This is a genomic window from Mycobacterium europaeum (genome assembly GCF_034555895.2).
GTDB lineage: Bacteria > Actinomycetota > Actinomycetes > Mycobacteriales > Mycobacteriaceae > Mycobacterium > Mycobacterium europaeum.
This window is the reverse complement of sequence record NZ_CP157315.1, coordinates 285969-306876: the sequence shown is the minus strand read 5'-3', so window position 1 is coordinate 306876 and position 20908 is coordinate 285969. Positions and strand designations below refer to the sequence as shown.

The window sequence follows — 20908 nt, the reverse complement described above, 5'->3', positions numbered from 1 at the left end:
GGGACGACGCGCACGCCGGCCCGCCGTCAGGGCTGGAGCCGCTCGACCCGGGCGCCGGTGACCCGGATCCGGTTATGCAACCGGTTCTCCCGCCCCTGCCAGAATTCGACCGACTCCGGAACGAGCAGATAGCCGCCCCAGCCCGGTGGCACCGGGACCTGCTCGCGGTCGGCGAAGCGTGCGGTCGCCTCCGCCAGTTGGTCGAGCAACGCCAGACGCGACGCGATCGGACGGGACTGGTGCGACGCCCACGCGCCCAGCTGAGAGCCGCGCGGGCGCTTGGACCAGTAGTCCTCGGTGACCTCCGGGGTGACCTTGCTCACCGGGCCCCGGAGGTGGACCTGCCTGCCCAGCTGATACCAGGGAAACGTCACCGACGCGTACGGCGTCGCCGCCAGGTCGGCGCCCTTGGCCGAGTCATAGTTGGTGAAAAATGTGATCCCGGACTCGTCCACGCTCTTGCACAAGACCGTCCGGCTGGCCGGCCTGCCGTCGGCGACGGTGGCCAGCACCATGGCGTTGGGCTCGGCGACGCCGGACCGCTCGGCGTCACCGATCCACTTGCGCAGCAAGGCAACCCAACCGTCGTCGAGCCAATCGGTGTCGAGATCGGGACTGCCGTCCTTTTCCGCCGACCCGTATTCCACGCGCATGCGCTGCAGGTGTTCGGAGTCTGGTACTGCCATCGCGCCAACGCTACCGGCGCTTGCTACCGGCCGGTAGCGTCCGCCCGAAGGTGGGGTGCGAGAATTTCCGGTATGAGTGTGGTCCCCGAGAACTTTGTCCCCGGCCTCGAAGGCGTCGTCGCCTTCACCACCGAGATCGCCGAACCGGATAAAGACGGCGGCGCGCTGCGCTACCGCGGCGTCGACATCCAGGATCTGGTGAACCAACAGGTCACCTTCGGTGACGTGTGGGCCCTGCTGGTCGACGGCAAGTTCGGCCGCGGTTTGCCGCCGGCCGAGCCGTTCCCGCTACCCATCCACACCGGCGACGTGCGCGTGGACGTGCAGGCGGGCCTGGCGATGCTGGCGCCGATATGGGGGTACCGGCCGCTGCTCGACACCGACGACGACACAGCCCGCGACCAGCTGGCCCGAGCCTCGGTGATGGCGCTGTCCTACGTGGCGCAGTCCGCCCGCGGCATCTACCAGCCCGCCGTCCCGCAGCGCGTGATCGACGAATGCTCAACCGTCACAGCCCGTTTCATGACCCGATGGCAGGGTGAGCCGGACCCGAGGCACGTCGAAGCGATTGACGCCTACTGGGTCTCGGCCGCCGAGCACGGCATGAACGCGTCGACGTTCACCGCACGGGTGATCGCCTCGACCGGCGCCGACGTCGCCGCCGCGCTGTCCGGCGCGATCGGCGCGATGAGCGGGCCGCTGCACGGCGGGGCGCCCGCGCGGGTCCTGCCGATGATCGAAGAGGTCGAGCGCACCGGCGACGCCCGTGGCCTGGTCAAGAAGATCCTCGACAGCGGCGACAAGCTGATGGGCTTCGGGCACCGGGTCTACCGCGCCGAGGACCCGCGGGCGCGGGTGCTGCGCGCCACCGCCGAGCGGTTGGGCGCGCCGCGCCACGAGGTCGCGGTGGCGCTGGAGCAGGCCGCGCTGGCCGAACTGCGCGAGCGTCGCCCGGACCGGGCCATCGAGACCAACGTCGAGTTCTGGGCTGCGGTGATCCTGGACTTCGCCCAGGTGCCGGCCAACATGATGCCGGCGATGTTCACCTGCGGGCGCACCGCCGGCTGGTGCGCGCACATCCTCGAGCAGAAGCGGCTGGGCAAGCTGGTGCGCCCGTCGGCCATCTACGTGGGACCGGGCCCGCGCAGCCCGGAGTCCGTCGAAGGTTGGGACCGCAGCCTCACCCACGCCTGAGGCGGGCTCAGTTGTCGGTGCCCCGCGATTGAATGAAATCGCCGCGATGAATTTGTGTCGCGGGCGAAGTCATAACTCGCGAACCCGCCCGCCCGGGCGGGTCTGGGACACCGACAACAAGGAGAACCACGATGGCGATCAACTTCGAACCGGCACTGGCCCCGCACCTGGTGGTGGACGACGCCGCCGCCGCGATCGACTTCTATGTCAAGGCTTTCGGCGCCGAGGAGATTGGGCGGGTGCCTCGCCCCGACGGAAAGCTCGTCCACGCCGCGCTGCGCATCAACGGCTTTCTGGTCATGCTCAACGACGACTTCCCGGAGATGTGTAGCGGCAGGTCGATGACGCCCACGTCACTGGGCGGCACCCCGGTGACGATCCACCTGACCGTCGGCGACGTCGACGCCAAGTTCCAGCGCGCCCTGGACGCGGGCGCCACCGTGGTGATGCCGTTGGACGACCAGTTCTGGGGCGATCGCTACGGCGTGGTCGCCGACCCGTTCGGCCACCACTGGTCGATGGGGCAGCCGGTCCGCGAGGTCGGCTACGACGAGATCCAGGCCGCGATGGCGGGGCGGTAGCCCCGGCTATCGGCCGCGCAGCTCGGCCCATAGGCCGTGGATCAGGTCTAGGAAGACGCGTTAGCGGTCTGGATCAGCCGGTCGACCTCTTCCGTGCTGTATAACGAGACCCCGCCGGTGGCGAAGTTTGCCACATCAGCGCTGGCGGCGGCCATCTCGGGTGATTTCAGCGCCCCTATGAGGTCTTCGAGGGAGCCGAACATCAGGCTGGCCACCATGTAGTACGGGGCCTCGCGGTCAGGCATGAGCGACCGACACTTGCCGGTGGTGAAACCGGCTAAACCGGGGATCTTCAACGTCAACGGAACATGCGTGCTGCTGTAGTACTTCTCGAATGCTCCGGGATCGGTGGGCTCGCCGTAGCAGACTGAGACTCGAAACATATTTTGCTCCTCAGAGTTAGAACGGATCGGATAGCACCGGGCGACGAAGAACCCGGATCACGGCGACTTGAAATGGAACGCAAGCCGGTCTGGCGACTTCGCTACGACTGCGACCACCGCGGTGACGCCTCGGGGCTTCAAGGTCAGGAGCTGGGGAGGGGCTGGCCGCATCGCTTGACAGTGTCATTGACGCCCCGGTTGGTTGCGTTCCTCTTTCAGTTTTGCGACCAGCGTCAACACGTCATAAGTAGCCACCTGGTCACCAACCTGATTGGTCACCACGGCATCCCAGCGGACTTCGCCGTAGTCGGCCGAAAGCCGCGGTGTTAGCTGCTTTGCGGTCAGGGTGACGGTTAGAGCGTCTCCAGCCTTGACCGGGGTGAGGAATCGCAGCCCGTCCACGCCAAAGTTGGCCAGGACCGGCCCTGGGCTGGGTTCGACGAACAAGCCGGCTGCCAGCGACACGACGAGATAGCCGTGCGCCACGATCCCGCCAAACAACGGGTTGTTTGCTGCTGCCGATGCATCGGTGTGAGCGTAGAAGGTATCGCCGGTGAACTCGGCGAAGTGGCCGATGTCTTCGAGGCTGACGACCCGCGGGCCGCCGACGATCGTGTCGCCGATGTGCAGCTCCTCGAGGTGCTTGCGGAAGGGGTGCACATCCGTGGTGGTACGTGCGGAACCGGCGGTCCAACGACCGGTGATCGCTGTCATCATGTCGGGACTGGCCTGGATCGCGCTGCGTTGCATGAAGTGCAAGACGCCGCGGATGCCCCCCAATTCCTCCCCGCCACCGGCACGGCCGGGCCCACCGTGCACCAGCGTGGGCAGCGGCGATCCGTGGCCGGTCGACTCCTTGGCGTCGTCGCGGTCCAACACCAGGATGCGGCCGTGATATCGGGCGATGCCGATCGTCACCCGTCGCGCCAGTGCGGCATCGTGGGTCACCAATGACCCTACGAGACTTCCCTTTCCGCGCGCTGCGAGCGCAATGGCATCATCCAAGTCGCGGTAGCCGATGACAGTGCTGACCGGGCCGAAAGCCTCTACCTCATGCACGGCAGCCGCCGTGGGGTCGGCCGCCCGCAGTAGCAATGGCGGCAGGAAGGCGCCACGGGCGGCGTCGGCGCCCTCGACGGTGAACGAATCCGGGTCACCGAAGACGAGGGCAGCGGCGTCGTGAAGGCTCTTTAGCGACCGCAGTACCTCGTCGCGCTGATCGATGCTGGCCAACGGGCCCATCCGCACGCCCTCGAGCGCCGGGTCACCGACAACGATTTGCGCCAGTCGCGCACTCGTCGCGTCGATCACTTCGTCGAGAAGCTCGTTGGGCACCAGGGCGCGCCGGATGGCCGTGCACTTCTGCCCCGCCTTCGTGGTCATCTCCGCCACGAGTTGCTTGACGTACAAGTCGAACTCGGGTGTGTCCGCAGTGGCATCGTGACCCAGGATCGAGCAGTTCAGGGAATCGGCCTCGCCGTTGAAGCGCACGCCACCCTCGACCACAGCGGGATGGCTGCGGAGCTTGGCGGCGGTCGATGCGGACCCGGTGAACAGCACACTGTCCTGGCTGTCGAGGTGGTCCAGCAACTGGTGCGGGCTGGCGCACAGCAGCTGCACGGACCCTTCGGGAAGTAACCCGGAGTCGATGATGGCGCGGAACACCAACTCGGTCAGGTAGGCGGTTTGATGTGCCGGCTTGACGATCGAGGGCACGCCGGCGATAAACGCCGGGGCCAGCTTTTCCAGCATCCCCCATACCGGGAAGTTGAACGCATTGATCTGGACAGCGACGCCGCCGCGTGAGGTGTAGATGTGCTGTCCGACGAATGCGCCGGTGCGGCCGAGCTTTTCAGCGGGGCCGTCGAGGTAGACGGTGTCGTTCGGAAGTTCGCGCGTGCCCTTGCTCGCGTAGCTGAACAGCGTGCCGATTCCCCCGTCGACGTCGATCGCCGAGTCGCGCACGGTCGCGCCCGTGGCCGCCGACAGCGGATAGAACTCTTCCTTGCGGCTCATGAGCAGCTTGCCCAGCGCTTTTAAAGCGTTGGCACGCTGATGAAAGGTCAACGCGCGCAACGCCGGGCCGCCCACCTCACGCCCGTGGGCGATGACGGCGGCCAGATCCAGCGATCCCGTCGCGAAGCGGGCCACTTGCTCGCCGGTGACCGCGTGGAACAGCGGGACGTCATCCCCCGCGGGCGCGATCCAGCTTCCCGTCACGTAGCTCTTCAGCACATCGGTCATCCAGCGGGCTCCCTCTTAACCAACCGTCCATTCGTTCGGTTATCACCATGCCAGTGTGGCCATCGACGCGTCAAGCGGACATCATGGGGCGGGTAATACCGGCCGAACGGTCAGTCTGTGGCAGCGGTGCGCAGTCCGTCGAAGATCATCGTCGCCACCGCCTCGGCGAGCTCGTCGGCGCCCAGGGCACGGCTTGGCCGGTACCACTCGATGAGGGAGTTGACGGTGCCGAAGATGAGCCGGCTCGTCAGGGCCGGATCGACGTCGGGACGAATGCTGCCCTCGTCGCACGCGTTCTCGACGAGCTTTCCGACGATGTGGTCGAACTCTCGGCGCCGCGCCAACGCGCGTCGCTCCACGGTGGTGTTGCCGCGGATCCGCAGCAGCAGCGTCACGTAGGGAAGCTCCTCGACCAGCACATGAATACTGCGTTTGACGAGGTTTTCCAGGCGCTCGATGGCCGGTCCGGTGGTGGTGTCCGGGGCTTGCGTGGCGGCGAAGAGCGCGTCCAGGGCCCGATCCACGGCAAGCCGCAGCAGCTCTTCCTTGCCGCTGACGTGGTGATAGATCGACGACTTGCTGATGCCCAGCCGGGCCGACAGGTGTTCCATCGACGTGCCGTCGTAACCGCGCTGGTTGAACACCCCGACGGCAATGGCCAGCAATGAGTCCAAGTCGTAGCCCGGCCGACCGACATGCCCGGTGGAACGCGATCGCGGTGCGGCCATGTTGATCATCATGGCATTCCGCGTCTCCGCATGCTGATAACCCTCGCGCTCAGCTGTCTGCTATTAATAATAGACCGAATGGTCGGTTATTGACGGAAATCGCGAAAGGATGCCGCAGTGGGCGCAGAAGTGCATCTGGTCGACGGCGTTTTCCGCGCCGACGGCGTCGTGACCGCGCGATCGTCGTCACCACTGCCCGCCGGTTCGGCGGCCGCGCTGATCGAGGCGCTGTGATCGTCTACGAAACTCTGCGCGTTCACCAGGAAGACGGCCGCGTGGTGGTCGAATTGCACCGCCCCGCCCAGCGCAATGCCATCAACGCCGCGATGGTCGCCGAACTCCACGCGGTATGCGCGCTTTTGGAGTCCCGGCCCCGCGTGCTCGTCGTCAGCGGCGCCGGCACCGACTTTGCCGCCGGCGCGGATATCGGCGAACTCCGCTCGCGGGGACGCGACGAGGCGTTGGCCGGAATCAATCGCGGCGTCTTCGACCGGATTGCGGCGCTGCCGATGCCCACCATCGCCGCCGTGGAGGGAAATGCGTTGGGCGGTGGCGCCGAACTGGCATATGCCTGCGACCTGCGCGTCGCGGCAATGGGCGCCCGGTTCGGCAATCCCGAGCCCGCACTCGGAATCCTGGCGGCCGCGGGCGCCAGCTACCGGCTCACCGACTTGGTGGGCAAATCGATTGCCAAGCAGGTCATCCTCGGCGGGCGCATCCTCGACGCCGAGGCCGCACTGCAGTGCGGCCTGGTCGGTGAGGTGGTCGAAACGGGGACCGCGCTCAGCCGCGCATGCACGCTGGCGGATCGGATTGCCCGACTCTCGCCGCTGGCGGTGCGGATCTCCAAGGCGGTTGTGGATGCCACCGCGCCGCATCCCCTGCTCGATGACGTCGCTCAGGCGGTCCTGTTCGAAAGCCCCGACAAAACTGAGCGGATGACCCGGTTTCTACAGAAGAGGACCTCATGATCACCGTGCCCGAAGTGGTCGCAGTAATCGGCGGAGGTCGGATGGGCGCCGGCATCAGCCAGGTCTTCGCGGCGGCCGGGTCGACGGTCACCGTGGCGGAGGCGAACCCGGATGCCGCATCGGCCGCCCGCGAACGAGTTGCGGCCGGCCTGGCCCGCGCCGCGGACAAAGGCAGCCTGCGTGACGATCCGCAGCGGGTCTTGGCCCGGGTGCATACCGTGCCGGCCCTGACCGAATTGCCCGCCGCCGCCGGGTTGGTCATCGAGGCGGTGCCCGAGCGGATGGCCGACAAGATCAATGTCTTGTCCGGGGCGGAAAAGGTCGTCGCGCCGACCGCCGTGCTCGCGTCGAACACCAGCTCGCTGTCGATCAGTGAAATCGCTGCGGCGCTTCGCTTTCCAGAGCGCTTCGTCGGTATGCACTTCTTCAACCCGGTGCCCGCGTCTGCCCTGGTCGAGGTGGTGCGCGGACCCGGCACCGCTGACGACGTCGTCAACGAGGTGCTTGGCTGGATTCACCGGCTCGGGAAATCCGATGTGGTCGTCAATGATTCGCCCGGGTTCGCCACCAGCCGCCTCGGCGTGGCGCTCGGGCTGGAAGCGATCCGCATGCTCGAGGAAAGCGTCGCGGATGCCGCATCGATCGACCGCGCGATGGAATTGGGTTATCGCCATCCCATGGGTCCGCTCCGATCCACGGACCTCGTCGGCCTGGATGTCCGGCTTGCGATCGCCGAGCATTTGCACGCCACCTTGGGGGATCGCTTCCGGCCACCGGCGCTCCTGCGCGACAAAGTCGCTCGTGGGGAGCTGGGCCGCAAGACCGGTCAGGGATTCTTCCACTGGCCGCGGTAAACAACCATCGAGGAGCATCTGATGACAGGAACATCCGCGGCGACAGTCGATTACCACGTTGAGGACGGCGTCGCCGCGATTCGACTGGACCGGCCCGGGGCCTCTAACGCGCTCGACCGCGCCACCAAACAGCAGCTGCTGAATGCGCTGACTGCTGTCGCGGCAGACAACAGCGTGCGAGCCCTCGTGATCACCGCTGCCGGAAAGAACTTCTGCGTGGGCCAGGACCTCGCCGAACACGTCGACGCGCTGCACGCCGACCCCGGCCACGCGATGGACACGGTGCGCGACCACTACAACCCGATCGTGACGGCACTACACGCGATCAAGGTGCCCGTCATCGCGGGGATCAACGGTGCTTGCGTCGGGGCGGGCCTGGGACTGGCCCTGGCGGGCGACGTCCGCATCGCCGGTTCCAATGCCAAGTTCGGCACTGCTTTCACCGGCATCGGTCTGGCGGCCGACTCGGCGCTGTCCGCGTCGCTGCCCCGGCTCATCGGAGCAGGCCGTGCCACAGCGATGTTCCTGCTCGCAGACACCATCGACGCGGCCACCGCCCAAGCGTGGGGACTCGTGCATCAGGTCGTCGACCCCGACGTCCTCGATGATGTGGCGACCGGCCTTGCGGCGCGCCTGGCCGCCGGCCCCACCGCCGCGTTCAGCGCCGTTAAGGCGCTGCTGTCCGAAAACGCCACCGGCTCATTGCAAGACATCCTCGAACGCGAAGCCGCCGCACAACAACGGCTTGGCGCGTCGACCGATCATGGTGCGGCCGTCGAGGCATTCCTTGCCAAGGCCAGGCCGGTTTTCGTCGGGCACTGAGCCCGCGCAACTTGTGTTCGGGCGCGCGATCCGGCAAAATTATATAACCGAACATTCGGTCGGTATTTGGGAGGCTCGATGACCCTGGGCGACGTCTCGTCGCAGACGGATGGCCACGATCCCGCCGCACTGGCGCGGGAGTTCGAAGCGATCATCGCCGGCGGCATGCGGATAGAACCGCGCGATTGGATGCCCGACGGCTACCGCACGACGCTGATCCGCCAGATCGCACAGCATGCCCACTCCGAAATCATCGGCATGCAGCCCGAAGGCAACTGGCTGACCCGGGCGCCGTCGTTGCGCCGCAAGGCGATCCTTCTGGCGAAGGTGCAAGACGAAGCCGGTCACGGCCTCTACCTGTATTCGGCGGCCGAGACGTTGGGTGCCGACCGTGCCGACCTCAACGCCAAGCTTCTCGCCGGTACGCAGAAGTATTCGTCGATCTTCAACTACCCCGCGTTGACCTACGCCGATGTGGGCGTGATCGGCTGGCTGGTCGACGGCGCGGCGATCTGTAACCAGGTTCCGTTGTGCCGCAGCTCGTATGGGCCCTACGCCCGCGCGATGATCCGGGTCTGCAAGGAGGAGTCCTTCCACCAACGTCAGGGCTACGAACTGTTGGCCACGATGATGGCGGGCACCGCCGCGCAGCGCGCGATGGTTCAAGACGCCGTCGACCGGTGGTGGTGGCCAACCCTGATGATGTTCGGGCCGCCCGACGCCGACTCGCCCCACAGCGCCACGTCAATGGCGTGGGGGATCAAGCGCCATACCAACGACGAACTCAGGCAACGTTTCGTGGACATGACGGTCCCGCAGGCCGAGGCACTCGGCGTCACCCTGCCCGATCCGCAGCTGTGCTGGAACGAAAAACGTGGCGCACACGATTTCGGCACGCCGGATTGGAACGAGTTCACCGACGTCATCGCTGGGCATGGGCCGTGCAACGCCGAGCGCATCGCCAGGCGCACGCGCGCCCACGACGACGGTGCATGGGTGCGCGAGGCCGCGACCGCATTCGCGGCGAAGCTCCGAACCTTGGAGGGGAAAGCACGATGAGCGACAACGACTTCACCGCCGAAGGCGGTCACGGTGCGGTTCCGATAGCGAGCGTGGACACGGTACCGGACGAGGCCGCGGTCGCGGCCGACTGGCCCCTCTACGAGGTATTCGTCCGCGGCAGACGCGGTCTCAACCATGTGCATGTCGGTTCGCTGCACGCCGCCGAGGAGAAGATGGCCCTGCGCCACGCGCGTGATCTCTACACCCGGCGCAACGAAGGCGTCAGCATCTGGGTGGTGCGTTCGGACGCGATCCTCGCGTCCAGCCCCGCCGAGAAGGATCCGTTCTTCGCACCCAGCGGCGACAAGGTGTACCGCCACCCCACCTTTTACACCATTGCCGACAACGTCTCCCACATGTGATCGGCGAGGAAGGCCTGCGCGCATGAACGACCCCGACACCACCTACGCCATCGACGAAGACACGCACGACCAGTGGGCATTCGGAACCAGCTTCGACGATCCGCTGGCAGGCGTCGACACCACGTTGGTGGACGGCATCGACGGCGCCGACCTGGCGGTCTACTGCTTGATGCTCGCCGACGATGCGTTGATCTCCGCGCAGCGGCTGACCCAATGGTGCGCTAACGCGCCCGAACTCGAAGAGGAGATGGCACTGGCCAACATCGGGCTGGACCTGCTCGGCCAGGCCCGCCTGTTGCTGGCCCGGGCCGCGGCCGCCCACCCGGCAATTGTCCCGGCGCTGCCCGACGACTCCCCCGTGCCCGCCGACGACGCGTTGGCCTTCTTTCGCGACGAGCCGTCGTTTCGGTGCCTTCGCCTGGTGGAACTGCCCAACGGCGACTTCGCCCACAGCATCGCGCGCCTTCTGGTGTTCGCCACTTTTCGGCTGGCGACACTGCAACGGTTGCGGGACTCGCGCGACCCGGTGCTCGCGGCCGTGGCCACCAAGGGCGTCAAAGAAGTGACCTATCACCGCGACTACGCCGCCCGGTGGTTCCTCACGCTCGCAGGGGGGACCGCCGAGTCGCGGTTCCGGCTGGAGCGGGCGGTCACGGCTGTATGGCCCTACGTGGACGAACTTTTCATTCCCAACCCGGTGGAGCAGCGACTTGCGGCGACGGGCGCGGCGGCCGACTCGGCGATGCTTCGCGGTGAGTTCGACGACGTCGTCGAACAGGTTTTCCGGGCCGCGCTATTGCCCGTCCCGGCGGTGCGGGCCGCGGCGCGAGTGGCCGGCAGATCCGGCCGAGACGGCACCCACACCGAAGCGCTGAGCCATCTGTTGGCCGAAATGCAGTCCGTGGCCCGGGCGCATCCCACTGGGGCATGGTGAGGTCGATGACCGCCGCGATGATGGGGTTGGTGGCCCGGGCGCGTGCAGTCGCCGCCACGGTGACCGACCCCGAGATGCCGATGCTGACGCTGGTGGACCTCGGAGTGTTGCGTGACGTCCACCAAGAAGAGGACGGCACGATCGTCGTCACCATCACCCCGACCTACTCCGGATGTCCCGCGATGGCCACCATCCGCGAGGACCTCGCAAATGCGCTCGCCTCAACGGGTTTAGAGCGGGTTGAGGTCCGGATTTCGCTGGCGCCGCCCTGGAGTTCGGACTGGATCACCGTCGACGGCCGCCGCAAGCTCGAAGCACATGGGATCGCTCCCCCGCACGCCGCCCCGCGGCCGACCACCGGCCCCGTCCCCCTCGCCCTCGTTGCGCATAGCCCCGTGGTGCAGTGCCCGCAGTGCGACTGCCTGGATACCGAAGAACTGTCGGCCTTCGGGTCGACCGCCTGCAAATCCCTGCACCGCTGCCGGCGCTGCGGTGAACCATTCGAGCGCATCAAGGAGATTTGATATGTCCACCGCTGAACTGGTCGCCGCGACGGGTACGGGCCCGCGTCGTCGGCGGTTCCGCACGGTGCGGGTCGCCGACGTGCAGCAGCTCTGTGCTGACGCCGCCGCCATCACCTTCACCGTGCCCGACGAGTACGCCGCCGAATTTGCCTTCGCGCCCGGCCAATCCGTCGTCATTCGGCGCATCATCGACGGCACCGAGCAGCGCCGGACCTACTCGATCTGCTCGCCTGCCGGTGACCGGCCCCGGGTCGGAGTCCGCGAAGTACCCGGAGGAGCGGTCTCGGGCTGGCTGGTCCACCAGCTCTGCCCGGGCGATGAGGTCGAAGTGCAGCCGCCCTCGGGCAATTTCACCGCGGACCCCGCCCGAGGGGGACACCACGTGGTGATTGCCGCCGGTTCCGGTATCACCCCGGTCCTTTCGATCGCCGCTTCGGTCCTGACCCATCCCGAATCACGGGTCACGCTGCTTTACGGCAACCGCCGCGCCGGCACGGTCATGTTTGCCGATGAGCTGGCCGACCTCAAGGACTCCTACGGCGCACGGCTGCAGCTGGTGCACGTGCTTTCGCGTGAGCCGCGAACTTCCGACCTGCTCAGCGGCCGGCTCGACCGTGCCCGCATCCACGCACTGTTGCAACGCCTCGTGCCGGTGCACAGCGTCGACCACTTCTGGCTGTGCGGACCGCTCGGGATGGTCACCGACGCCAAGGCGGCGCTGCACACGCTCGGGGTGCGCGGCGACCGAATCCATCAGGAACTGTTCTTCGTCGAAGACACCGCTCCCGCACCGGTCGAACATGTCGATGCAGCGATGTCCGGCCCGGTCAGCCAGGTCACCCTCGTTCTAGACGGTGCCACCACCACACTCGCGCTGCCGCGTGATTCTTCGATCCTCGACGCGGCGCAGCGGTCCCGCAGCGACCTGCCCTTCGCGTGCAAGGGTGGGGTGTGCGGGACCTGCCGCGCCCAGGTCACCGGCGGCGCCGTGGACATGCGCCGCAACTACGCACTCGACCCCGCCGAAGTCGAAGCCGGCTTTGTGCTGACGTGCCAGTCCTATCCCAGCACCGATGCCTTGACCGTCGATTTCGACGCATGACGATGTTGCCCTGGGAACTTGCCATGGCCGATCTCGTCGACCGTCCCGCCGATGACGCCGCGCGCCGCTCACCCGATGCGCTCGAACCTATCGAAGTTGCCTCGCGCGATGAGATCGCGGCGCTGCAGCTGTCCCGGCTGAAGTGGTCGCTTCGGCATGCCTATGACAATGTCGCCCATTACCGAACCGCCTTCGATCAGGCCGGGGTCCACCCAAGTGACCTCAAAGACCTGGCGGATCTGGCCCTGTTCCCGTTCACGACCAAAGCCGACCTGCGGCAGAACTATCCGTTCGGCATGTTCGCCGTGCCGCAGGCGGAGATCCGACGCGTCCACGCCTCATCGGGCACCACCGGGCGCCCGACCGTGGTCGGCTACACCGCGGCCGACATCGACACCTGGGCCGACCTGGTCGCACGCAGCCTGCGCGCGGCAGGGGTCCGCTCCACCGACAAAGTCCACATCGCCTACGGCTACGGTCTTTTCACCGGCGGAATAGGGGCACACTACGGGGCAGAGCGCCTCGGCTGCACGGTCATCCCCATATCGGGCGGCATGACCGAACGTCAGATCCAACTCATCACCGACTTTGAGCCAGACGCCATCATGGTCACCCCGTCGTACATGCTCACACTGATCGACGCGATGGAACGCGCAGGCATCGATCCACGCAAAACGTCCTTGCGTACCGGCGTCTTCGGCGCCGAACCCTGGACCGAACAGATGCGCACCGAACTCGAACGCAAGCTCGGCATCGACGCAGTCGACATTTATGGCTTATCCGAGGTGATCGGCCCCGGAGTAGCCCAGGAGTGCGTCGACACCAAAGACGGGCTGCACATTTGGGAAGACCATTTCTATCCCGAAATCATCGAACCGGCAAGCGGCCGAGTGCTCCCCGATGGAGCCGAAGGCGAGCTGATCTTCACCTCACTGACCAAACAGGCGTTCCCGATCATTCGGTACCGCACCCGCGACCTCACGGCACTACTGCCCGGTACCGCGCGGAGCATGCGGCGGATGCGCAGGATCGCCGGGCGCACCGACGACATGATCATCCTGCGTGGCGTCAACCTTTTCCCGACGCAGATCGAGGAGCTGATCTTCGGGGTCGAGGCGCTGACACCGGAATTCCACTGCGTTCTGAGTCGCACCGGCCGACTCGACACCCTGACCGTGCACGTGGAAAGCCGGTCGGGGGCGACGCCCGAGATGCGTGTGGATGCCGCCGACACGCTCACCAAGCAGATCAAGAGTCGCATCGGCGTCAGCGTCACGGTCAACGTTGTCGAGCCGAACAGCATGAAGCGCTCCGAGGGAAAGGCGAGGCGGTTGATCGACAACCGTACGCAGCGGTAGCCGGGCAGCGGCGGCGGCCGTGATGGCCGGTGGACACGTCAATGCCGTTTCCCGCGCAGGCAGTACCTGCGTTTGACCGCGACCACCATCTCGATCTCCACGCAGATGTCGAACGGCAACTCGGCCATGCCGACCGCGGAACGGGCGTGGCGGCCGACCTTGTCGCCGAACACCTGCACGATCAGTTCCGAGCAGCCGTCGATGACGGCGGGCGTATCGGTGAACCCGGGAGCGCAGTTCACCATGCCGAACACCTTGAGCACCGATCGCACGCGGTCAAGGGATTCGATTTCCGCGCGGAGCGCGGACAGCAGGAACAGCCCTGTGAGGCGGGCTGCCGATCGGGCGGCCTCCGGCGTGAGGTCGATTCCTACTTTGCCCTGGACGCCGGGTAAGGAGCCGCCATGCCTGCTCCGAATAGGCCCGTGGCCGGATACGAAAACCAGGTCGCGATCGCGTTTGGCCGCAAGGTATCTGCCGGCGACCGGTGCCGGGGCCGGCAGCTCGATGCCGAGCCGCGCGAGACGCTTCTCCGGCGTCGACGCGGGCTTCACCTCCGCCGCCCTGCGCAACGACCAGACGGCCGGTCTACGCAGCGGGCACGCCATCCGCGGAACCCGTCGTCCATCGGCGCTCACCTCCTCATGGCCGTGGCGAATGCGAACCGGCGGCACCCCGACCGCACTGTGACCACACTTGTGACAGCATGTCACGCATGGCATATTACATACTGTCCTTACCTTGCACGCCTACTATGGCCCCGCGGCAGCGCGGGACGGATTCGAGGGGCGGAAAGCTTCGGAACTCCGCGCACGACATACCCACCACCATGGCCGGCGCACTAACCAGATCCACACGGCGCGTTAGGAATTGAATCGTGACGATCCAGACATTGCCTCCCGAACCGTCATTTCTCGTTTTCGGCGCCGCCGGACACATCGGGCGCCCCTGCGCACAATGGCTCACCGAAAGGCACCCCAGCGCGCACATCCGGGTCGTTTCCAGCAGGCCCGACATGGCCGCAGCCCTGGCCGACGCGCACCCGGGCGCCGAGGTGATGATCGCCGACTACCTGAGCGCCGATGACATGATCGCGGCCTTCGACGGGATCCATGCGGCGTTCGTGCTCACCCCGGATTTCATCGACGAGAAGGTCGCCATGGCCAACGTGGCCAGCGCGGTCAAGGCAACCGGAACGCTCGTGCGGCTGGTCCGGCTGATCGGCGACCCACCGGGAATCCGTGATGAAGCGGAGGTGCTGGCATTGTGGGGCCCTGACTATAAGAACGAAACGGCGCTGCATCATCTGCGAGCCCGTAAAGTGTTGACGGAAGCGGGCGTTCCGGTCGTATACATGAACATCCCGGGCTGGTTCTTCGAGGATTTCTCCGAGTTTCTGGTCGACCCGATCCGCGACAGGCGCACGTTCGTCATGGCGGCGGACCGGCCGATGAACTTCATCGCGACCCGCGACATCGGCCGCTGCGCGGCCGAACTGCTGCTGGACCCCTCGCTGACCGAAGCCGGTGAAACCCTGCACCTGGAGAACGGCATCGACACGATGATCAGGTTCAGCAGGATCGCGGACATCATGAGCGACGCGTGGGGCGTGCCGATCGGCTACGAAGGCACCGATGAAGCCTTTCTGCGGGAACTCGGGCCCGCCCTGCGTAAGTACTACAAGCAGGACGACGCCGCCGAGCACATCCTGGCCGAATGTCATCATGAGGTGCCCTTCATCAACGAGCTCCTCAAGCGCGGCAACGACCTGCGCGGCGGTGAACGTCACCTCACACCGGAAATGCTTGGTTTCGAGCCGCTTTCGTTGAAGTCGTGGTTCCGGGACAACCGGGACGTCTTCATTCCCGAGTGCGGCTGACCCGGCGTGTCGGCTCCGGCGGCAACGATGAGCGGTTAAGGAGGGCGGCACGGTGAAGCGTGCAGCATTCGGTACGACATTCTTTGGTGCTGAGGGTTTCCTGGACACGGCCACATCTGGGCTGCCGCCGTGCTTTGTCGCCGATGGAATGCACGAATGCGTGCGGTCGTGGGCGCAAGGACGCCTGCAGATGAGCGCATTCGACGCCCCCATGAGCGCCAGCCGCGCCGCGTACGCCGCCCTGATCGGCGTAGATGAACACCGGGTGACGATGGGCACCAGCGTCTCGTCGGCCATTGGCCTGCTGGCCGCGTCGATACCCGACGGCAGCCGGGTGGCGACCTTGCGCGGCGAATTCACCAGTGTCATCTTCCCCTTCGCCGCCCAAGCTGCGCGGGGAGTCACGGTCACGGAGTTGCCCGGGGGCCGGCTCGAGGATGCGGCGGGTGACTTCGACGTGGTGGCAGCCAGTCTCGTGCAATCCGCCGACGGAGCCGTGCTGGACGTCGAAAGGTTGCGTCGCAACGCCGCCGAATCCGGGACGATCACCGTGATCGATGCGACACACGCGCTGGGCTGGAAGAACATCGAGATGCCGTGGGCCGACGCGGTGGTGTCGGTCAGCTACAAGTGGCTGCTCGGGCCGCGCGGTGTGGCGTGGATGTCGTTGAGCCAACGCCTGCTGGATGCGCTGATACCGCACCTGGCCAATCCCTATGCGGGGGAAGATCTATGGTCCTCGGTGTACGGCCTACCGATGCGGCTGGCCGGCGGTGCACGGCGGTTCGATGCGGCGCCGGTGTGGTTCAGCGTCTTGGGAGCGGGGCTCGCGCTGCCCTGGGTGGCGTCGCTGGACCGGGGCGCGGTGGAAGCCCACGGGGTGGGTTTGGCGAATCGGCTGCGAGCCGAACTCGACATGCCCGCCGTCGACTCGCCGATCGTCTCCGTCCCGGGCTCCCACGACGCCGATTCCCTGCGGCGGGCCGGGATCCGGGCATCGGTGCGCGCAGGCTCCGCCCGCGTCGGCTTTCATCTGTACAACACCGATGACGACCTCGATCGGCTGCTCGACGTGCTCTAGCCGGCGCGGACGATCCCCCATAAGAACGCGGCAACATATTGTGAGGAGCCCACGTGAGAGAACTGACCGGCAAGACCGCCCTGGTCACCGGAGCGTCCGGCGGCATCGGCCGCGCCATCTGCCAGGCGCTCGCCGATGCCGGCGCCGCCGTGCTGGTTTCTGGTCGACAAAGCGGTGCTCTCGACGAGCTCGTTGCCGAGCTGGGCGCGAACCATGCACGCGCACAAGCTATTCCGACCGACCTGACGGACCCCGCGGCAGCAGACGACCTGCTCGGCCGCGCCGAGCGCGACTTCGGCCCCGTCGACGTTCTGGTCAACAACGCCGGCGTCGAACAGCCCGCCGCGTTCACGGACATGACGCCCGACGACATCCGCACCATGGTCGAGGTCAACTTGACCGCCACGATGCTCCTCACCCATCGGGCCCTGCCCGGCATGCTCGACCGTGGGCGTGGCCATATCGTGTTCGTCTCCTCGGGACTGGCGAAGATGGGCAGCGCCTACCAGGCGCCCTACTCTGCGACGAAGGCCGCCCTGCTCGCGCTGACACAGGCGCTGCGCGCCGAATACCGTCACACCCCCGTCGGTTTCTCCGTCGTGTGCCCCGGGCTGGTCACCGGAGCCGGCATGTACCAACGGATGCTCGACAACGGATTCTCCGCCAGCCCCTTGCTCGGCACGACCACAACCACTCGAGTGGCCCGCAAGGTCGTCGCGGCCATTCGTCACGACCGCCCCGAAGTGCACGTCACCGGCGCACCGGTCCGACCGATTCTCGCGGCCATTCAACTCAACCCGCGATTGACCGAAATGATCACGGCCCGTGCCGGCATGACCGAGCTGTTCCGGCGGGTCGCGGCCGGCCGCTCCGAAACCAAGGAGACCTGAGCCGGGGTTACGTCGCCGCGGCCGGCCCGTACAGCGTGCGGATCCAGATGGTCGCCAGCGCTTCGGTGACCGCCGCCGGGTCGCTGAACGGGGGGTGCCCGAACGACGCGAGCAGGTACCGCTCGTTCATCCACGTGAGCGCACGGGCCACCTCGTGCGGCTCGGTGATGTCGCTCCGTCCGGCCTCGACGTCCGCTTCGATTCGGCGCGCGGTTGCGCTGAGAAGGCGGTCGGCCAGGCGGTCGTAGAGCGCGCCGATCTCCGGGTCGTGCCGGGCGGTGTCGGAGATGGCCTGGATGAGGCGACCGTGCTCGACGAAAACCGTTGTCAGGCCGCCGAGGCTCGCGCGCAGCTCGGCGACGGGGTCGTCGGTGGGTGCCATCCAGTTGTCGGCGACGTGGTCCAACTCGAGTCCGACGTCGTCGAGCATCGCCATCAGCAGGTGCTGACGGTCCTCGAAATGGCGGTAAAAGGCGGTGCGCGCAACATCGGCGGCCGAGGTGATGTCGTCGAGCGAAATCTCCGCCCAGCGTTGCTCTTCGAGCAGACCGTGCGCGGCGTCCAGCAGCCGTCGGCGGGCATTGCGTCTGTGCTCGCGCCGGCGCGCCTGCAAATCGCTTTGTCGAGTGGTCAGGAGCGGGAACCTACTTGCGGTCAGGGGCGGGTCTGCGCGACCGACCGTCGTCGCAGACACCCGATGGGCGTGACATGTCTATCCGCCAGCATATCGGACGGCAAATTGAACGTCGTTATTGACATGCTGTCACACGCGTCGTTACGTTTGCTTGCGAGCCGGTCCGGACGTATCGGTCAAGACCCAGAGAAGGGGCGTGTGCACCTCGCCATGACCACTGCGCGCCAGGTCGGCCAGAGCCCGCCGGGGCTCAACCTGCGGCGACTGGCCGCCGGAGGCGGCCGCTATCTCGCCGATGAGCAGGCCGCCGGCGAACTGCACCTGGTGGTGGTCCGCTCCCGCGAACCGCACGCCCGCGTCTCGGTCGACACGCGCAAAGCCTGCGCCGCTCCCGGCGTGCGCGCAGTTCTGGTCGGCTCAGACGTCCGTTCCGCTACCGAACCGATGGCGATGATGTGGACGACACAGATCCAGGCCGACGCACCCACGTGGTGTCTGGCTGGCGACCGGGTTCGCTATGTGGGTGAACCGATCGCGGCCGTCGTCGCCGACGACGCCTACCTCGCCGAGGACGCCGCCGAGCTCGTGGACGTCACCTATGAGCGGCTGCCCGCGGTGGTCGAGGCGAGCGCCGACAGCGAACCGCTTCTTTATGACGACTGGCCCGACAACGTCTTCGGCCGAACACGTTTCGAGGCCGGCGATCCCGGCGCTGCTCTCGCGGGCGCGGCGCTGATCGTCGCCGGCCGGTACACCAGCAATCGAGTCGCCGGGCTCTCACTGGAGACACGCGGGGTGCGCGCCGTATGGGATATCACCGGCGAGTCCGTCACCGTGTGGACCTCGACGCAGGCGCTGCATCAAGTGCGCGCCTCTTTGAGCGCCACACTGCGAGTGCCCGAGAGCCGCGTCCGCGTGATCTGCCCCGATGTCGGCGGTGCATTCGGTAACAAGACGTGCGCCTACATCGAGGAGACCCTGGTGGCCTTCGCCGCACGCGTCGTCGGCCGTCCCGTCCGTTGGATCGAAAGCAGATCCGAGGCGTTCACCGCCACCGTTCACGGGCGCGGAACGGCGGTCGACCTCGAGTTGGGGCTCAATGCGGACGGCACCATCACCGGACTGCGGGCCACGGTCGTACTCGATTGCGGGGCAACGCCATATATGGCCGGCGCCGGGTCCGGGGTGGTCACCGCGGCCATGCTGACCGGCCCGTACCGGGTCACCGACGCGCTCAGCGAGCTGGTCGCGGTGGTAACCAACAAAACGCCGATCGGGGCGTACCGCGGCTTCGGCATGCCAGAAGCCACCCTCGCCATCGAGCGAGCGCTGGACGAGGGGGCGCGCCGACTCGGCATCGATCCGATCGAGATCCGCCGCCGCAACCTCTTGCGTCCGGACGAATTGCCGTATTGGACGCCCGCGATGATGTGCCTGGACAGCGGGCGCTACGGCGAACTGCTCGACCTCGTCGCCGACCGCTTCGACTGGCCGCGGGCCCGCCGCGAGGCCGCCGAAGCCCGCGCCATGGGGCGGCTGGCTGGCGTCGGCATCGCCTGCTACGTCGAGGCTTCCAATTTCGGTCCGTCGGCGGCCGCGGCGATGATGGGCATCAACAACCCCGGCCATGACCGCGCGGTGGTCCGCATGGACGCGTCGGGCCTGGTCACGGTGCTGACCGGGCAGATCCCGATGGGCCAGGGGCTGGAGACCGTCCTTGCGCAGGTGGCCGCCGACGAGATCGGCGTTGCGCTGGAATCGGTTTCGGTCATCTGCGGCGATACGCAGGCCTGCCCGTACACCGGCTATGCCAGCGGCGGCAGCCGCGGCGCCGGCGTCGCCGGCTCCGCAGTCATGATGGCCGCGCGCGGGCTGCGGGAACGGATGCGAGAAATCGCCGCGCACCTGCTCGAGGCAAGCGGTCCGGCGCGTGTCCTCGACAGCGATTCCGGCTTCGCCGATGAGTCCGGCGCCCAGGTCAGCATCGGTCAGGTCGCCGAAGCGGCTTGGCGTGCAATAGATCTTCCGCCCGATACCGAACCCGGGCTCGAGTCGGCCTATACCTACGATCCGCGCAACTTCGCTTTCACTTTCGGTGCCGTCGCGGTCGTGGTCGAAATCGATCGCGACACCGGCACGGTGTCCTTACCCAGGGTGGTATTCGGGCACGACTGCGGCCGCCAGCTCAATCCCGCGCTCGTCGCGGGACAGATCCAGGGCAGCACCGCACAGGGCATCGGCGCGGCGCTGTATGAGCAGCTGCCCTACACCGACGATGGCCAACCGGTGGTCCAGTCGATGTGGGACTACTTCCCCCCATTGCCGGCCAACGTGCCCCAGGTCGAACTCGTCCACCTCGAAACACCCTCACCCTTCTCACTCAACGGCGCCAAAGGAGCCGGTGAAAGCGGCGCCATCCCGCTGCCCGCGGCGCTGGCCAACGCGATCCGCGATGCCATCGGGGACGAACACGCCCACATCGTCGACACCATCCCGATCACCGCCGATCGGCTACTCGTCGCGATAGATTCGATGACCTCCCGCCCCGCACCAGAGCCACAACCATCTGCGCCCCAGCGGGTATGGGCGACAGGTGGCGGTAGCGGTTTCTGAGAAACT

General features: G+C 67.0%; 21 protein-coding genes. 15 read left to right on the top strand and 6 right to left on the bottom strand.

Annotation, left to right across the window (positions count from 1 at the left end; all coding sequences use genetic code 11):
• Positions 1-26: 26 nt before the first annotated feature.
• Positions 27-686, bottom strand: coding sequence for a pyridoxamine 5'-phosphate oxidase (gene pdxH / locus U8D42_RS01640; protein ID WP_322860895.1), 660 nt, complete (start codon positions 684-686; stop codon positions 27-29).
• Between the two features lie 72 nt (positions 687-758).
• Between pdxH and U8D42_RS01635 the strand changes: the two genes are divergently transcribed.
• On the top strand, positions 759-1880 hold the full coding sequence (locus U8D42_RS01635) for a citrate synthase 2 (RefSeq protein ID WP_322860896.1): 1122 nt from the start codon (positions 759-761) through the stop codon (positions 1878-1880).
• A gap of 131 nt (positions 1881-2011) precedes the next feature.
• Positions 2012-2461, top strand: coding sequence for a VOC family protein (locus U8D42_RS01630; RefSeq protein WP_322860897.1), 450 nt, complete (start codon positions 2012-2014; stop codon positions 2459-2461).
• A gap of 47 nt (positions 2462-2508) precedes the next feature.
• Here U8D42_RS01630 and U8D42_RS01625 read toward each other — a convergent pair whose 3' ends face one another.
• The 3 genes from U8D42_RS01625 to U8D42_RS01615 form a co-directional block, all read right to left on the bottom strand.
• The gene (locus tag U8D42_RS01625; protein ID WP_322860898.1) at positions 2509-2844 is read right to left on the bottom strand and encodes an EthD family reductase; all 336 of its coding nucleotides are present in this window, start codon (positions 2842-2844) and stop codon (positions 2509-2511) included.
• Positions 2845-3027: 183 nt separating this feature from the next.
• Positions 3028-5088 carry a phenylacetic acid degradation bifunctional protein PaaZ gene (gene paaZ, locus U8D42_RS01620; protein ID WP_322860899.1) on the bottom strand — a complete coding sequence of 687 codons (2061 nt, stop codon included), beginning with the start codon at positions 5086-5088 and terminating at the stop codon, positions 3028-3030.
• 110 nt (positions 5089-5198) lie between these two features.
• Entirely contained in the window at positions 5199-5816 is a 618-nt protein-coding gene (locus tag U8D42_RS01615; protein ID WP_085243347.1) for a TetR/AcrR family transcriptional regulator, read from the bottom strand.
• Between the two features lie 230 nt (positions 5817-6046).
• Here U8D42_RS01615 and U8D42_RS01610 point away from each other — a divergent pair, with 230 nt between their 5' ends.
• The 9 genes from U8D42_RS01610 to paaK all read left to right on the top strand — a co-directional run bounded on the left by U8D42_RS01610 (position 6047) and on the right by paaK (position 13805).
• Positions 6047-6787, top strand: coding sequence for an enoyl-CoA hydratase/isomerase family protein (locus U8D42_RS01610; protein WP_142278511.1), 741 nt, complete (start codon positions 6047-6049; stop codon positions 6785-6787).
• Positions 6784-7641: a 3-hydroxyacyl-CoA dehydrogenase family protein gene (locus U8D42_RS01605; RefSeq protein ID WP_085243253.1), complete on the top strand. Its 858-nt coding sequence runs from the start codon at positions 6784-6786 to the stop codon at positions 7639-7641. The genes U8D42_RS01610 and U8D42_RS01605 overlap by 4 nt, the downstream gene beginning before the upstream one ends.
• A gap of 21 nt (positions 7642-7662) precedes the next feature.
• Entirely contained in the window at positions 7663-8463 is an 801-nt protein-coding gene (locus U8D42_RS01600; RefSeq protein ID WP_322860900.1) for an enoyl-CoA hydratase/isomerase family protein, read from the top strand.
• Positions 8464-8541: 78 nt separating this feature from the next.
• On the top strand, positions 8542-9522 hold the full coding sequence (gene paaA / locus U8D42_RS01595; RefSeq protein WP_322860901.1) for a 1,2-phenylacetyl-CoA epoxidase subunit PaaA: 981 nt from the start codon (positions 8542-8544) through the stop codon (positions 9520-9522).
• A gap of 53 nt (positions 9523-9575) precedes the next feature.
• The gene (gene paaB / locus U8D42_RS01590; RefSeq protein ID WP_322861015.1) at positions 9576-9887 is read left to right on the top strand and encodes a 1,2-phenylacetyl-CoA epoxidase subunit PaaB; all 312 of its coding nucleotides are present in this window, start codon (positions 9576-9578) and stop codon (positions 9885-9887) included.
• A 22-nt stretch (positions 9888-9909) separates the two neighbouring features.
• Entirely contained in the window at positions 9910-10821 is a 912-nt protein-coding gene (paaC, locus tag U8D42_RS01585) for a 1,2-phenylacetyl-CoA epoxidase subunit PaaC (RefSeq protein WP_322860902.1), read from the top strand.
• Positions 10822-10826: 5 nt separating this feature from the next.
• Positions 10827-11345 (top strand): 1,2-phenylacetyl-CoA epoxidase subunit PaaD, encoded by a 519-nt coding sequence (gene paaD / locus U8D42_RS01580; RefSeq protein ID WP_322860903.1) that lies wholly within the window; start codon positions 10827-10829, stop codon positions 11343-11345.
• A 1-nt stretch (position 11346) separates the two neighbouring features.
• On the top strand, positions 11347-12447 hold the full coding sequence (paaE, locus tag U8D42_RS01575; RefSeq protein ID WP_322860904.1) for a 1,2-phenylacetyl-CoA epoxidase subunit PaaE: 1101 nt from the start codon (positions 11347-11349) through the stop codon (positions 12445-12447).
• Positions 12448-12470: 23 nt separating this feature from the next.
• A complete protein-coding gene (paaK, locus tag U8D42_RS01570) occupies positions 12471-13805 on the top strand; it encodes a phenylacetate--CoA ligase PaaK (RefSeq protein WP_322861016.1) in 1335 nt (444 codons plus the stop codon).
• Between the two features lie 38 nt (positions 13806-13843).
• On the opposite strand, the gene U8D42_RS01565 is transcribed toward paaK, so the two are convergent.
• Positions 13844-14359 (bottom strand): RidA family protein, encoded by a 516-nt coding sequence (locus U8D42_RS01565; RefSeq protein ID WP_322860905.1) that lies wholly within the window; start codon positions 14357-14359, stop codon positions 13844-13846.
• A 323-nt stretch (positions 14360-14682) separates the two neighbouring features.
• Here U8D42_RS01565 and U8D42_RS01560 point away from each other — a divergent pair, with 323 nt between their 5' ends.
• The 3 genes from U8D42_RS01560 to U8D42_RS01550 are packed head-to-tail and all read left to right on the top strand — an operon-like array spanning position 14683 to position 17655.
• The gene (locus tag U8D42_RS01560; protein WP_322860906.1) at positions 14683-15684 is read left to right on the top strand and encodes an SDR family oxidoreductase; all 1002 of its coding nucleotides are present in this window, start codon (positions 14683-14685) and stop codon (positions 15682-15684) included.
• A gap of 52 nt (positions 15685-15736) precedes the next feature.
• A complete protein-coding gene (locus tag U8D42_RS01555) occupies positions 15737-16765 on the top strand; it encodes an aminotransferase class V-fold PLP-dependent enzyme (RefSeq protein ID WP_085243244.1) in 1029 nt (342 codons plus the stop codon).
• 53 nt (positions 16766-16818) lie between these two features.
• A complete protein-coding gene (locus tag U8D42_RS01550; RefSeq protein ID WP_322860907.1) occupies positions 16819-17655 on the top strand; it encodes an SDR family NAD(P)-dependent oxidoreductase in 837 nt (278 codons plus the stop codon).
• 7 nt (positions 17656-17662) lie between these two features.
• Here U8D42_RS01550 and U8D42_RS01545 read toward each other — a convergent pair whose 3' ends face one another.
• Positions 17663-18349, bottom strand: a complete 687-nt coding sequence (locus U8D42_RS01545) for a TetR/AcrR family transcriptional regulator (protein WP_322860908.1) — start codon at positions 18347-18349, stop codon at positions 17663-17665.
• Between the two features lie 150 nt (positions 18350-18499).
• On the opposite strand from U8D42_RS01545, the gene U8D42_RS01540 reads away from it, so the two are divergent.
• A complete protein-coding gene (locus U8D42_RS01540; protein WP_322860909.1) occupies positions 18500-20902 on the top strand; it encodes a xanthine dehydrogenase family protein molybdopterin-binding subunit in 2403 nt (800 codons plus the stop codon).
• Positions 20903-20908: the final 6 nt, after the last annotated feature.

Excerpts from the sequence above, each read along its gene's own strand:
- pdxH (WP_322860895.1), bottom strand. The coding sequence starts at position 686 with ATGGCAGTACCAGACTCCGAACACCTGCAGCGCATGCGCGTGGAATAC.
- U8D42_RS01635 (WP_322860896.1), top strand. The coding sequence starts at position 759 with ATGAGTGTGGTCCCCGAGAACTTTGTCCCCGGCCTCGAAGGCGTCGTC.
- U8D42_RS01630 (WP_322860897.1), top strand. The coding sequence starts at position 2,012 with ATGGCGATCAACTTCGAACCGGCACTGGCCCCGCACCTGGTGGTGGAC.
- U8D42_RS01625 (WP_322860898.1), bottom strand. The coding sequence starts at position 2,844 with ATGTTTCGAGTCTCAGTCTGCTACGGCGAGCCCACCGATCCCGGAGCA.
- paaZ (WP_322860899.1), bottom strand. The coding sequence starts at position 5,088 with ATGACCGATGTGCTGAAGAGCTACGTGACGGGAAGCTGGATCGCGCCC.
- U8D42_RS01615 (WP_085243347.1), bottom strand. The coding sequence starts at position 5,816 with ATGGCCGCACCGCGATCGCGTTCCACCGGGCATGTCGGTCGGCCGGGC.
- U8D42_RS01605 (WP_085243253.1), top strand. The coding sequence starts at position 6,784 with ATGATCACCGTGCCCGAAGTGGTCGCAGTAATCGGCGGAGGTCGGATG.
- U8D42_RS01600 (WP_322860900.1), top strand. The coding sequence starts at position 7,663 with ATGACAGGAACATCCGCGGCGACAGTCGATTACCACGTTGAGGACGGC.
- paaA (WP_322860901.1), top strand. The coding sequence starts at position 8,542 with ATGACCCTGGGCGACGTCTCGTCGCAGACGGATGGCCACGATCCCGCC.
- paaC (WP_322860902.1), top strand. The coding sequence starts at position 9,910 with ATGAACGACCCCGACACCACCTACGCCATCGACGAAGACACGCACGAC.
- paaD (WP_322860903.1), top strand. The coding sequence starts at position 10,827 with ATGACCGCCGCGATGATGGGGTTGGTGGCCCGGGCGCGTGCAGTCGCC.
- paaE (WP_322860904.1), top strand. The coding sequence starts at position 11,347 with ATGTCCACCGCTGAACTGGTCGCCGCGACGGGTACGGGCCCGCGTCGT.
- paaK (WP_322861016.1), top strand. The coding sequence starts at position 12,471 with ATGGCCGATCTCGTCGACCGTCCCGCCGATGACGCCGCGCGCCGCTCA.
- U8D42_RS01540 (WP_322860909.1), top strand. The coding sequence starts at position 18,500 with ATGACCACTGCGCGCCAGGTCGGCCAGAGCCCGCCGGGGCTCAACCTG.